The following is an 11951-nucleotide window of genomic DNA, read 5'->3' on the forward strand; positions in this document are numbered from 1 at the left end:
TGTGGCGGGGCAAAGCGGGCGGGGGCGGGGATGAGCGCACAGGTCACGCGCCCCGCCGGGCCATAACCCAGATCGATAAGCGCGCGCCGGTCAAGGGCCAGCATGAGGGCCCGGCGCACCCTTTGGTCCGACAGGATCGGGTGGTGCTGTGCCCGGGTGGAGCGGGCGGCCCCGAGCGCCGGGTCGGGATCGGTGAGGTTGAAGACCATCCGTTCCAACAGCGGGCCAAAGGCGGTGAGCAACCTGCCGCGCCCGCTTGCCTGCATCGCCTTGAGCACCTCGGGGGGAAGCTGCAGGTTCGTGGCGAAATCCGCCTCGCCGGTTTGCAGCACGGCGCGGGCCGCGCCCGAGGCGTCACCGCCGCCTTGCAGGATCACCCGGTCAAACCGTGGCTGACCGGAGGTGCGGTAGCCGGGGTTGGCCGTGAACCGTGCGAGGCTTCCGGGTTTAAAACCGGAGACCACGAAGGGGCCGGTGCCGATGGGGGTGCTGTTCCGGGCGCTGCATTCTTGGGCCTTTGGGCCAAGGCAGCCCGCGAATTGCGCCTTTTGAAGCACCGGGGATTGCGGGCCGACGAAGGCCTGATAGGGCATCGGGCGCGGGGCGTCGAAATGCAGGGTGACGGTTTGGGCATCGGGGGTGTCGATGCGTGTCACCCCGTCGAACTTCATCGCCTGCGCGCAGCCCGCGCCGGGGGCCATGCAATACTGCCATGTGAATTTCACATCCGCCGATGTCAGCGCTGTGCCATCGGACCATGTCAGCCCTTCGCGCAACTGCCAGGTGATGGAGGTGCCATCGGCGCCCAGCCCGCCGTTTTGCCGGGTGGGGATGGTGCGGGCAAGCCATGGGATCAAGGCCCCGTCGGGGCCGGTGCGGGCCAGTGGCTCCAACACGAGGCTCGCGGCCTCGACATCCTTGGCCCCGGCGGACAGATAGGGATTGAGCGTGGCAGGGGCCTGCCAGTTGCGCAGGCGCAGCGTATCGGCCATGCCGGTACTTGCGGTCAGAAGCGTCAAGCAAAGTGCGATCAGCCACGGACCGGGGCGGGGGAGGATGCCTCTTGTGCTGCTGCCTGGGGTTGGCATGGTGACCTCCTGGTCCTTGTGTCGGCCTGATGTCCGTCAAGCCGAGGGGTGCGATGAACCGGGCAGAACAAGAAACAAGACCGCGACGCGGGCAAATGGCCCGCCATTCGGGCCGGTAGTTCATCGAAAACCCGTCAAGAATGCAACCCATGGTAACGGGCGGTTTCGGGGATCGCCTTGACCCGGTGCAAATTGACGTTGAATTTCGCGCCAAAGCCGTCAGGTTGAGGGCGAGAGCCAATCCCAATCCCGAACCCAAGCATAGGACCGATGCGATGCCCGTGAAAAACCGCTTTGCCGAACTGCATGAGGATATCACCGCGTGGCGGCAGGATATTCACCGCCACCCCGAAATCCTTTTTGAAACCCACCGGACCAGCGCGCTTGTGGCCGAGAAGCTGCAGGCATTCGGCTGTGACGAGGTGGTCACCGGCATCGGGCGCACCGGGGTTGTGGGCGTCATAAAGGGACGCGAGACCGGATCGGGCAAGGTGATTGGGCTGCGTGCGGATATGGATGCGCTGCCGATCCACGAGGCCACCGGCGTAGACTATGCCAGCGAAACGCCCGGTGCGATGCATGCCTGTGGCCATGACGGGCATACCGCGATGCTACTGGGGGCGGCGCAGTACCTGGCCGAGACCCGCAATTTCGACGGTACCGTGGTGGTGATTTTCCAACCTGCCGAAGAAGGCGGCGGCGGCGGCCGCGAGATGTGCAACGACGGGTTGATGGAGCGCTTTGGCGTGCAGGAAGTCTATGGCATGCACAATTGGCCGGGTATGCCGGAAGGGCAGTTCGCGATCCGCCCGGGGCCGTTTTTCGCCGCCACGGACCTGTTCAAGATCGAGGTGCGCGGGCGCGGCGGCCATGCCGCCAAACCGCATGACACGGTGGACCCTGTGGTGATGACCGCGCAACTGGTCACTGCCTTGCAAAGCATCGCCAGCCGCAATGCCGATCCGACGCAGCAATTGGTTGTCTCGGTCACCTCGATGGAGACCACATCGAAGGCCTTCAACGTGATCCCGCAGGGCGTGGACCTGATGGGCACGGTGCGGACACTGAGCCCGGAGGTGCGCGATTTGGTCGAAGAGCGAATGGGCGCGATCTGCGCGCATCTGGGCACGGCCATGGGGGGCGAGATTTCCCTTGATTACCAGCGCAATTACCCGGTGATGGTGAACCACGAGGAGCCGACCGCGTTTGCCGCTGAGGTGGCCAAAACGATCAGCGGGCAATGCGATGAGGCGCCCTTGGTCATGGGGGGCGAGGATTTCGCCTTTATGCTGGAAGAGCGGCCCGGGGCCTATATCCTTGTGGGCAATGGCGACACGGCCATGGTTCATCACCCCGAGTATAACTTCAACGACGAGGTGATCCCCTCGGGCTGTAGCTGGTGGGCGGGAATTGCCGAGCAGCGGATGCCTTTGGGCGGGTAAGCTTTGGGGGGCGCTGCCCCCATCGCCCTGCGGGCGATTCCCCCGGAGTATTTTCAGGAAAGATGAAGGGTTATGAGGTGCTCCAGAGGGCCTCGTAGACCTGCGCTATGCCCTGCGCCTCGGCCTTGATGCTGAAGAGGGTTTCGGCGGCGTGGCGGGCGGCCCGGGCCATTTTTTCGTGGCGGTCGTTTGAAAGGAGGGTGGTCAGCGCCTGTGCGGTGGCTTGCGCGTCATCCTCGGGCGTGATGATCCCGGTGGTGCCGTTCTGGGAGAAGTGCCGGTAATAGCCCGCGTCGGTGGCGACGAAGGGCACGCCGCTGGCCATGCCTTCGAGCGGGGTCATACCGTAGCCTTCGTAGCGGGGCAGTTGCACCACGGCAGAAAGCGCGCGGGTCAGCGTGGGCAGGTCGTCGGGGGCGATTTCGCCGGGGAAAAGGATGCGGTCGCCAAGGCCGGCAGTGGCGATTTTCTGTTTGAGGTCGGTCAGAAAGCCCTGATCGGATTTCGCGGCGCGGCCGATGACGAGGGCGGTGACATCGGGGGCGGTCGGCAGGTAGGCGAGCATCGCATCGACAAAGCGGTCGGTGCCTTTTTCGGGGCGGATGCGGCCGATGGTGGCGATGCCGCGCGTGCCGGAATATCCCGTGGCGGCCCAAGCGGCGGCGCGGTTGGTGGCCGGGGTGAAGCGGGTGCAATCGACGCCATGGGGGACGACGGCGCGGACGTGGGGGACAAAGGTTGCCGCGCGCTCGGTGGTGGCGATTACCGCGTCCATTTTCGAGATCAGCCAGCGGGGAAAGGCCGAATGGCGGCGCTGGGCGGCGGAGGTGAAGACGATTTTCACCGGCAGGCGCAGCACGTCGCGCGCCCAGAGCGCGGCGCGCATTTCGGTGTTGCGGCGCACATGCCAGATGGTGAAGGGGCGGTTTTGCGGCGGCGTGCGCGATAGGCGAAAGGCCGCGCGTTTGCCGATCGGGTCGGGGCAGCCGGGCAGGGGGTGACCCGCAAGCGTAAGCTCGTAGTGCTGCACTTGCTGTCGGATGACCCCCGCCGCGGTGGCCGAAACCCCGGTGAAATTGCGGTTGAAATTGGTGACGATCAGCTCGGGCACGGGGTGGGCCTTGGTGTTGTGTGCCCTGTGCTTAGCCGAGCCACAGCGCCTTGGAAAGGGTTTCGGCCACGTCGTGCAGCGCGTCGGCCTGTGCGGCGGCGAAGGCGCGGCTTTGGTCGCGGGCCGTGTCGAGGGCTTGGGCGTCGGTCAGCAGGTGGTGCAGGGCCTGGGCAAGCGCCGTGGCGTCGGTGACTTCGGTCGCGGCCCCTTGGGTGGCAAGATCGGCGTAAGTCTCGGAAAAATTGGCATAAAGCGGGCCGTGCAAGAGGGCGGAGCCGGCATGGGCGGGCTCGTAAGGGTTATGGCCGCCGACCGGTGTGAAGGAGCCGCAAAGGCAGGTGATGGGCGCAAGTGCGTACCAAAGGCCCATCTCGCCCAGGGTATCGGCAAGGTAGGTTTGGGTTTTGGCCTCAAGCGGCATGCCGGTGGAGCGGCGGGCGGTGTCGAGGCCTGCCTCGGAGAGTTGCGCCTCGATCTTATCGGCGCGTTCGGGGTGGCGCGGCACGAGGATCAGCAGTGCCTCGGGGTGGTCTTTCAGAAGGGTCTTGTGGGCCTCGATCATCACCTCGTCTTCGCCCGGATGGGTGGAGGCGGCAAGCCAGAGGGGGCGGGGGCCGATCAGGTCTTGCAGGCGGGTGAGTTCGCCCGTGTCATGGGGCAGCGCACCGGAGAGGGATTTGAGGTTCACGCCCGGCGCGGCATGGGTGATGCCGATCTCGTGGAAATGGCGGGCGGTGCGGGTGTCCTGACAGTGGATCAGGGTGAAATGACCCAGAAGATGGTGCGCGGTTTTGGCAAGCCGCTTCCAGTTGCGGGCGGAATTGTCGGAAATCCGCGCATTGACGAGGGCAAGGGGCAGCCCGTGCGCCTTGGCCCCGCGCAGCATGTTGGGCCAAAGCTCGCTTTCCACGAAAACGCCGGCCTCGGGGCGCCAGTGATCCAGAAAGCGGGCCACGGCGCGACGGGAATCGAGGGGCGCGAATTGGTGTTGCGTGCGCGGCGGCAGGCGGTTGCCGACGATCTGCGCCGAGGTGGCGGTGCCGGAGGTGATGAGAAACGACAGATCGGGGTGTTGCCTGCCCATCTCCTCGATCAGGTGCAGGACCGAGAGGCTTTCGCCCACCGAGGCGGCGTGAAACCACAAAAGGCGACCTTCGGGACGGGCCAATGTTGCCCGGCCCAAGCGTTCCCTGACCCGCGCGGCGGGGGTGCCTTGGGCCGCAAGCTTGGCGCGGACGCGGCGGTAGGCCAGCGGCGCGATCAGGTTGGCGGCCACGCCGTAAAGGCGCACCGGCAAGGGCACGGCCGGCCCGGACATCAGCCGCCGGTGTGGCTCATGTGCCGGGTCATGCGGCCATCGACCGTTTGCCGGGAATAATCGAAGTCATGCCCCTTGGGCTTGAGCGCGATGGCGGCGCGAATGGCGTCCTCAAGCGGGGCGTCATTGCCGGGGTTATTGCGCAGCGGCGCGCGCAGATCGGCCATGTCTTCCTGGCCGAGGCACATGTAAAGCTCACCGGTGCAGGTGAGGCGCACGCGGTTGCAGGATTCACAGAAATTATGGGAAAGCGGCGTGATGAAGCCGATTTTTTGTTCGGTTTCTTCAAGTTTGACATAGCGCGCCGGGCCGCCTGTGCGTTCGGGCAGGTCGGTCAGAGTGTAGTTTTCGGCCAGCCGCGCGCGCAGGTCGGTGAGCTTCCAGTATTGATCGAGACGATCTTCATTGCCGATATCGCCCATCGGCATCACCTCGATGAACGTCAGGTCCATGTCACGGTTTTTACACCATTCAACGAGGGTGAAGAGTTCCTCTTCGTTGAAGCCCTTGAGCGCCACGGTGTTGATCTTGACCCGCAGGCCCGCGCGTTGGGCGGCATCAATTCCCTTGATCACCTGCGGCAGGCGGCCCCAACGGGTGATGTCGGCGAATTTCTTCTCGTCCAGCGTATCAAGCGAGATATTCACCCGCCGCACCCCGGCGGCGTAAAGATCGTCGGCGAAACGCTCAAGCTGACTGCCGTTAGTGGTCAGGGTCAGTTCCTTGAGGTCGCCCGAATCGAGGTGCCGGGTCATGGAATTGAAAAACGTCATGATGCCCTTGCGCACCAAGGGTTCGCCCCCCGTAATCCGCAGTTTCTCCACGCCCATGCCAACGAAGGTTGAACACATGCGATCCAGTTCTTCGAGCGTCAGCAGTTCCTTCTTGGGAAGGAAGGTCATGTTTTCCGACATGCAGTAGACGCAGCGGAAATCGCAGCGGTCGGTGACGGAGACGCGCAGATAAGAGATCGCGCGCTGGAATGGATCAATAAGAGGTGCTGTCATGGGCAAAAAGGTAAGGCTTTGCCCAAGGCGGGGCAAGTACGATCTTGGTCGTTGCAGGGCGCATGGTACGGGTTTACGGTAATCTTCATGAAACGTGGATTCACGATAGCCATTCTGGCCATGCCTTTGGCCGCCTGTGCCCCCGGGGGGGGACTTTTTGACAGTATCGAGGGCCGGTCGGGCCGCGATGTCGAGGTTTTGACCCCGTCGGAAGGGCAGGCGCGGCCACAAGTTCGGCCCAATGGCCTTGGGGCCGCACCGCCGGCAGGGGCGCGTACGGCCGAGGCCTTTGACACGACCACGCAAGAAGAGCGCGCGGCCGCGGTGGAAACCGCGCGCGGCGAAACGCAGGCCAAGCTTCTGGGGAAAACGATTGCCTCGCTTGGTGCCCCGGGTCAGCCGGGAATCTGGATGAAAACGCCGCTGGTCACCACGCCGGGCAAGGGCCGGGTGGATGACCCGGCCAGCGGAGCGACGATCGCGGTCGAGTTGATCCCGCTGGATGCGCCGCGCGGCGCGGGCAGCCAGCTTTCGCTGGCGGCCATGCGGCTTTTGGGGGTGGGCTTGACGGAATTGCCCGAGGTCAAGGTTTATCGCCTCAACTGATCCCGGCGCTTATTCCACAGTCACCGATTTCGCGAGATTGCGCGGCTGGTCGGCATCGGTGCCTTTGGCGACCGCCGTGTGATAGGCCAGAAGCTGTGCCGGCAGGGCATAGAGGATGGGGGTCAGGATCGGGTCCACCTCGGGCATGGTGACATGGGTCCAGACACCATCATTGGCGGCCTCGGCCCCGGCGCGGTCGGTGATCAGCATGACCTTGCCGCCACGGGCCATGACCTCCTGCATGTTCGATACGGTCTTGTCGAAAAGCGCGTCACAGGGCGCCATCACCACGACCGGCATTTTCTTGTCGATCAGGGCAATGGGGCCGTGCTTTAGCTCGCCAGATGCATAAGCTTCGGCATGTATATAGCTGATTTCCTTGAGTTTAAGCGCGCCTTCGAGGGCGAGGGGATACATCAGCCCACGGCCCAGGAACAGCGCATTGTCGGCCTCGGCCAACTGTCGCGCGGCGGTTTTGAAGGCCGGGTCAAGTTCCAGCGCGTGGTTGATGATGGCAGGCAATCCGCGCAGGTTGGAAAGCGCATCGGCCAGTTCCTCGGGCGTGCGGGTGCCACGATCCTTGGCCGCTTTCAGCGCCAGCAGCAGAAGCACGGTCAACTGGCAGGTGAAGGCCTTGGTCGAGGCCACGCCGATTTCCGTTCCGGCAAGGATGGGCAGGGCCACGTCGCTTTCGCGGGCGATGGAGCTTTCGGCCACGTTGACCACCGACAGCACCTTGGCGGCGCGCCCGTCGCAATAGCGCATGGCGGCCAGCGTATCGGCGGTTTCGCCCGATTGGCTGACGAAAAGCGCGCCGGTGCGGGCGGGAATGGGCGGTTCGCGATAGCGGAATTCCGAGGCGATATCGACCTCGACCGGCATTTCGGCCAGTTGTTCGAACCAGTACTTGGCGGTCAGGCAGGCGTAATAGGCCGTGCCGCAGGCCACCATTGTCATGCGGTCGAACTGGCTGAAATCGAGGTCTGCACCGGGCAGCACCACGTCGCGCCCATCTTCTGTCAGGTAATGGCTCAGGGCGTCGCCGATCACCGCGGGCTGTTCGGCGATTTCCTTGGCCATGAAGTGTTTGTGCCCGCCCTTGTCGACCTGTGTGCTGTCGATTTGAATGGTGCGGACCTCGCGGTTGGCCAATTCGCCGTTGGCATCGGTGATGGCAAGCGATGTGCGGCTGAGCACCGCGATATCGCCCTCTTCAAGATAGGTGATGCGATCGGTGAAGGGGGCAAGGGCAATGGCATCGGAGCCGACGTACATCTCGCTTTCGCCATGGCCGATGGCCAGCGGGCTGCCCTTGCGGGCGGCGATCATCAGGTCGGGTTCGCCATCGAACAGGAAGGCCAGGGCATAGGCCCCTTCGAGGCGGTCGATCGTGGCCTTGGCCGCCTCCACGGGGGGCAGGCCCTTGTCAAGGTAAAGCCGGGTGAGCAGGGCCACGGTTTCGGTGTCGGTATCGGTATCGAACCCGATGCCCTGTTCTTTCAGGTCGGCGCGCAAATCGCGGTAATTCTCGATGATGCCGTTATGCACGACGGCCACCGGCCCGGCGCGATGCGGGTGGGTGTTGCCCAGCGTCGGCGCGCCATGGGTGGCCCAGCGGGTGTGCCCGATACCGGCTTTGCCGGGCAGGGGTTCATGCACCAGAAGGTCCGACAGGTTGATCAGTTTGCCCACGGCGCGGCGGCGGTCGAGGCGGCCATCGTTCAGCGTGGCGATCCCGGCGCTGTCATAGCCGCGATATTCCAGCCGTTTGAGGGCCTCGACAAGGATGGGCGAGGCTTCGTGTTTGCCCAAGACACCTACAATACCGCACATTATCCTGCCCCTTTATCGCGTTTTGCCTTTTTAGACTTTAGAATTTCGAACAATTTGCGCGCCATGCCCGGTTTTTCAACCTGGGTCGCGCGGGCCAGCGCCAAGGCGCCGTCGGCCACGTGTTTGGTGATCACCGACCCGGAGGCCGTCATCGCCTCGTCGCCCACTTTCACCGGGGCCACAAGCATGGTGTTGGAGCCGATGAACACCCGTTTGCCCACCTCGGTGTGATGCTTCATCACGCCGTCGTAGTTGCAGGTGATGGTGCCCGCGCCGATGTTGGTTTCTTCGCCCAGGTGGGCGTCGCCGATATAGCTGAGGTGGTTGACCTTGGCGCCCGCGTCGATCACCGCGTTCTTGGTTTCCACGAAGTTGCCGATGCGGGTGTTTTCGGCCAGTTCGGTGCCGGGCCGTAGCCGGGCATATGGCCCCACCACCGCGCCGCGCGCCACGTGACAGCCTTCGAGATGCGAAAAGGCCCGGATATGGGCGCCGGATTCGACGGTGACGCCGGGGCCGAAGACCACGTTCTGATCAACCACCGTGTCGCGGCCAAGATGGGTATCATGGGCGAAATGCACGGTTTCGGGGCAGGTGAGGGTGACGCCGTTTTCCAAGGCTTCGGCCCGGGCGCGGGCCTGAAAGGCGGCCTCGGCGCGGGCCAGTTCGGCGCGGGAATTGACCCCCATCGTTTCAGATTCATCGCAGGCGATCGCGGTGGCCGATAGCCCCGCGGCACGGGCGAGGCCAACGATGTCGGTCAGGTAATACTCGCCGCTGGCATTGGCATTGCCCACCTTCGAGATCAGGTCGAACAGCAGGGGGGCCGCAGCGCAGATGACACCGGAATTGCAGAAGGTGATGGCGCGTTCATCTTCGGATGCGTCTTTGAATTCAACAATGGCTTCAAGGGTTTGGCCAGACATCTTCAAGCGGCCATAGCGCCCCGGATCGGCGGCCTCGAACCCCAGGACCACGACATCATGCGCCTTGCGGGCCTCGGCCATGCGGGTCAGGGTTTCGGGCTGAATAAACGGCGTGTCACCGTAAAGCACGATGGCGTCGCCCTGGTATCCCTCAAGCAGCGGGGCGGCTTGGGCCACGGCATGGGCGGTGCCCTTCTGCTTGGACTGGATGGCGATTTGTGCTGTTTCGTCATGGGCTTGGGCGGCTTTGCTGACCGCTTCGGCCCCGTGACCGGCGACAACCACGGTATGATCCGGCGCCAGCACGGCGCCCGCCTTCATGGCATGCACCAGAAGCGGCGCGCCGGCGACCTGATGCAGCACCTTGGGCAGGTCTGATTTCATGCGGGTGCCTTGGCCTGCGGCAAGGAGGATCAGCGCTGTGCTCATGCGGTTTCTCTTTGTATTCCAGTTCTGCCCGTTTTATCGGGTTGCCCATGCTGTGCAAGGTGGCAATGGATCAAACCAGATTTCGGTTTGTGACAGGTATGGGCGGAAAAATGCCCGTTTGAGGCAGGAGAGCGTGAAAAATGCGGACGGTTGTTTTTGATCTCGACGGGACATTGGCCGACACCAGCGGCGATTTGATCGCGGCGGCGAATGCCTGTTTTAGGGACATGGGCGCGGGCGACCTGCTGGACCCGGTGCGCGATGCGGGGACCGCCTTTCGTGGCGGGCGCGCGATGCTGACCTTGGGGCTGCAGCGCCTGGGCCGTGCCGATGACGCGGCGGAGGTCGAGCGGAACTACCCCCTGCTTTTGGAGGCTTACGCGGCGGCGATTGATACCCACACAGCACTTTATCCCGGTGCGATCGAGGCGGTGGAGGCGCTGCGCGGGGCCAACTACAAAGTTGCCATCTGCACCAATAAACCCGAAGCGCTGGCGCGTTTGCTGATGACCCGGCTGGGGGTTCTGGACAGTTTTGGCGCGCTGATCGGGGCCGATACCCTGCCGGTACGCAAACCGGACCCGGAACCCTTGCGCGAGGCGGTGCGCCGCGCCGGGGGCGATCCGGCACGATCATTGCTTGTGGGCGACACCGTGACCGACCGCGAGACCAGCCGCGCCGCGGGGGTGCCTTCGGTCCTGGTGACATTCGGGCCGGATGGTGAAGGCGTGGCCGCATTGCAGCCCGAGGCGATGATCGCGAACTATGACGAGTTGCGCGATGTGGTGCGCGGCTTGATTGGGTAAGGCCTTTAAAAACCGTGCAGTAGAGTTTCGGGTTTCATGAATAGCGCCGGTGCCTGCCCAAAAAGATTTGACGCCAGCCCCCCGCGCGCCGCAAAACATCCCCATGAGCGAGATATTCAAAGGCAATTTCACCCAGCAGGAGCCGATCCCCGACGAGGGGATCGAGGCGGCGCTGGAGGTGATGCGCAGCGGGCGGTTGCACCGCTATAACCTTGTGGGCGACGAACCGGGCGAGGTCGGGCTGCTGGAGCGCGAATTCGCGGACTATACCGGCGCAACATACGCGCTGGCCGTGGCCTCGGGCGGCTATGCCATGGCCACGGCCCTGCGGGCGATGGGGGTCAAACCCGGCGACAAGGTGCTGACCAATGCCTTTACGCTGGCCCCGGTGCCGGGGGCGATCGCCAGTGTCGGCGCGGTTCCCGTTTTCGTCGGCGTTACCGAGGGCCTGACCATTGATCTTGATGACCTGGCTGCAAAGGCGGGCGAGGCCAGTATCCTGATGCTGAGCCACATGCGCGGCCATCTGTGCGACATGGAGCGCCTGATGGAGGTTTGCGAGGGCGCGGACATCACGGTGATCGAGGATTGCGCGCATACCATGGGGGCGGCTTGGAAGGGGCGCGCTTCGGGCCGGTGGGGCCTTGTGGGGTGCTATTCGACGCAGACCTATAAGCACATGAATTCGGGCGAGGGCGGTTTCCTGGTCACTGACGACGATGAGATCGCCGCCAAGGCGACGATCCTGTCGGGGTCATACATGCTTTATGGCCGCAACGGCACGGTGCCGCCGGCGGAGGTGTTCGAGCGGGTGAAGTATGAAACGCCGAATGTCTCGGGCCGGATGGACCATTTGCGGGCGGCGATTCTGCGGCCGCAGCTGGCGCGGCTGGATGCGCAATGTGCCGCGTGGAACGACCGTTACGCGGTGGTCGAAGACGGTTTGCGCGGGACGCCCGGTTTGCAGGTGGTCGAGCGGCCGGACGAGGAGACATTCGTTGGCTCGTCGATCCAGTTTTTGCTTTTGGACTGGGACGATGGCGCGATTGGCGAGGTGGTCTCGCGCTGTTTGAAACGCGGTGTCGAGTTGAAATGGTTCGGCGGGGCGGAGCCCGCGGGCTTTACCAGCCGCTATGACAGTTGGCGCTATGCCCCGAGCGAGCGGATGCCCAAGAGCGACCGGATCTTGCGTGGCATTCTGGACATGCGCCTGCCGTTGACCTTCAGCCTTGAGGATTGCGCGCAGATTGCGCGGATTGTCCGGGCCGAGGTGGGCGCGGTTTACCAGGGGCAGGGCGCGTAGGGATTGGGGGCGCTGCCCCCAACGTTGAAAATCACGATTTTCAACGCCTCCCCCGGGCAAGTGTGTTGTTCAGGTTGGCTGA

Annotated in this window: 10 protein-coding genes; 4 read left to right on the forward strand and 6 right to left on the reverse strand. The window is 64.2% G+C overall.

Features of this window, described 5'->3' with window-relative positions; genetic code table 11:
- Nucleotides 1-1088: peptide ABC transporter substrate-binding protein (locus RBB32_RS20765; protein WP_306155594.1), on the reverse strand; the 1088-nt coding region annotated here is incomplete at its 3' end.
- 275 nt (nucleotides 1089-1363) lie between these two features.
- Here RBB32_RS20765 and RBB32_RS20770 point away from each other — a divergent pair.
- Entirely contained in the window at nucleotides 1364-2530 is a 1167-nt protein-coding gene (locus RBB32_RS20770; RefSeq protein ID WP_306155610.1) for a M20 aminoacylase family protein, read from the forward strand.
- Nucleotides 2531-2600: 70 nt separating this feature from the next.
- On the opposite strand, the gene RBB32_RS20775 is transcribed toward RBB32_RS20770, so the two are convergent.
- From RBB32_RS20775 to moaA, 3 genes are read right to left on the reverse strand one after another with little or no spacing between them, the layout of a single operon-like run.
- On the reverse strand, nucleotides 2601-3641 hold the full coding sequence (locus RBB32_RS20775) for a glycosyltransferase family 4 protein (protein ID WP_306155596.1): 1041 nt from the start codon (nucleotides 3639-3641) through the stop codon (nucleotides 2601-2603).
- Between the two features lie 31 nt (nucleotides 3642-3672).
- Complete coding sequence (locus tag RBB32_RS20780) at nucleotides 3673-4959, reverse strand: 3-deoxy-D-manno-octulosonic acid transferase (protein ID WP_306155598.1); 1287 nt, start codon at nucleotides 4957-4959, stop codon at nucleotides 3673-3675.
- Nucleotides 4959-5966 carry a GTP 3',8-cyclase MoaA gene (gene moaA / locus RBB32_RS20785; RefSeq protein WP_306155600.1) on the reverse strand — a complete coding sequence of 336 codons (1008 nt, stop codon included), beginning with the start codon at nucleotides 5964-5966 and terminating at the stop codon, nucleotides 4959-4961. Before moaA ends, RBB32_RS20780 begins: the two co-directional genes overlap by 1 nt.
- Nucleotides 5967-6053: 87 nt before the next feature.
- On the opposite strand from moaA, the gene RBB32_RS20790 reads away from it, so the two are divergent.
- Nucleotides 6054-6572, forward strand: coding sequence for a hypothetical protein (locus RBB32_RS20790; RefSeq protein ID WP_306155602.1), 519 nt, complete (start codon nucleotides 6054-6056; stop codon nucleotides 6570-6572).
- Between the two features lie 9 nt (nucleotides 6573-6581).
- Here the strand turns inward: RBB32_RS20790 and glmS are convergent, their stop codons facing one another.
- Both glmS and glmU read right to left on the reverse strand, forming a co-directional pair.
- Nucleotides 6582-8405, reverse strand: coding sequence for a glutamine--fructose-6-phosphate transaminase (isomerizing) (gene glmS, locus RBB32_RS20795; RefSeq protein ID WP_306155604.1), 1824 nt, complete (start codon nucleotides 8403-8405; stop codon nucleotides 6582-6584).
- Nucleotides 8405-9760, reverse strand: coding sequence for a bifunctional UDP-N-acetylglucosamine diphosphorylase/glucosamine-1-phosphate N-acetyltransferase GlmU (glmU, locus tag RBB32_RS20800; RefSeq protein ID WP_306155606.1), 1356 nt, complete (start codon nucleotides 9758-9760; stop codon nucleotides 8405-8407). Before glmU ends, glmS begins: the two co-directional genes overlap by 1 nt.
- A 140-nt stretch (nucleotides 9761-9900) precedes the next feature.
- Here glmU and RBB32_RS20805 point away from each other — a divergent pair, with 140 nt between their 5' ends.
- Complete coding sequence (locus RBB32_RS20805; RefSeq protein ID WP_306155607.1) at nucleotides 9901-10566, forward strand: HAD-IA family hydrolase; 666 nt, start codon at nucleotides 9901-9903, stop codon at nucleotides 10564-10566.
- A 103-nt stretch (nucleotides 10567-10669) separates the two neighbouring features.
- Nucleotides 10670-11869, forward strand: coding sequence for a DegT/DnrJ/EryC1/StrS aminotransferase family protein (locus RBB32_RS20810; protein WP_306155608.1), 1200 nt, complete (start codon nucleotides 10670-10672; stop codon nucleotides 11867-11869).
- Nucleotides 11870-11951: the final 82 nt, after the last annotated feature.

Origin of the sequence: Roseovarius sp. MMSF_3281 (assembly GCF_030733685.1) — a bacterium.
GTDB lineage: Bacteria > Pseudomonadota > Alphaproteobacteria > Rhodobacterales > Rhodobacteraceae > Roseovarius.

Coding starts and splice junctions, on each gene's coding strand:
- glmS (WP_306155604.1), bottom strand. CDS start 8,405: ATGTGCGGTATTGTAGGTGTCTTGGGCAAACACGAAGCCTCGCCCATC.
- RBB32_RS20805 (WP_306155607.1), top strand. CDS start 9,901: ATGCGGACGGTTGTTTTTGATCTCGACGGGACATTGGCCGACACCAGC.
- RBB32_RS20810 (WP_306155608.1), top strand. CDS start 10,670: ATGAGCGAGATATTCAAAGGCAATTTCACCCAGCAGGAGCCGATCCCC.
- glmU (WP_306155606.1), bottom strand. CDS start 9,760: ATGAGCACAGCGCTGATCCTCCTTGCCGCAGGCCAAGGCACCCGCATG.
- moaA (WP_306155600.1), bottom strand. CDS start 5,966: ATGACAGCACCTCTTATTGATCCATTCCAGCGCGCGATCTCTTATCTG.
- RBB32_RS20770 (WP_306155610.1), top strand. CDS start 1,364: ATGCCCGTGAAAAACCGCTTTGCCGAACTGCATGAGGATATCACCGCG.
- RBB32_RS20790 (WP_306155602.1), top strand. CDS start 6,054: ATGAAACGTGGATTCACGATAGCCATTCTGGCCATGCCTTTGGCCGCC.
- RBB32_RS20780 (WP_306155598.1), bottom strand. CDS start 4,959: ATGTCCGGGCCGGCCGTGCCCTTGCCGGTGCGCCTTTACGGCGTGGCC.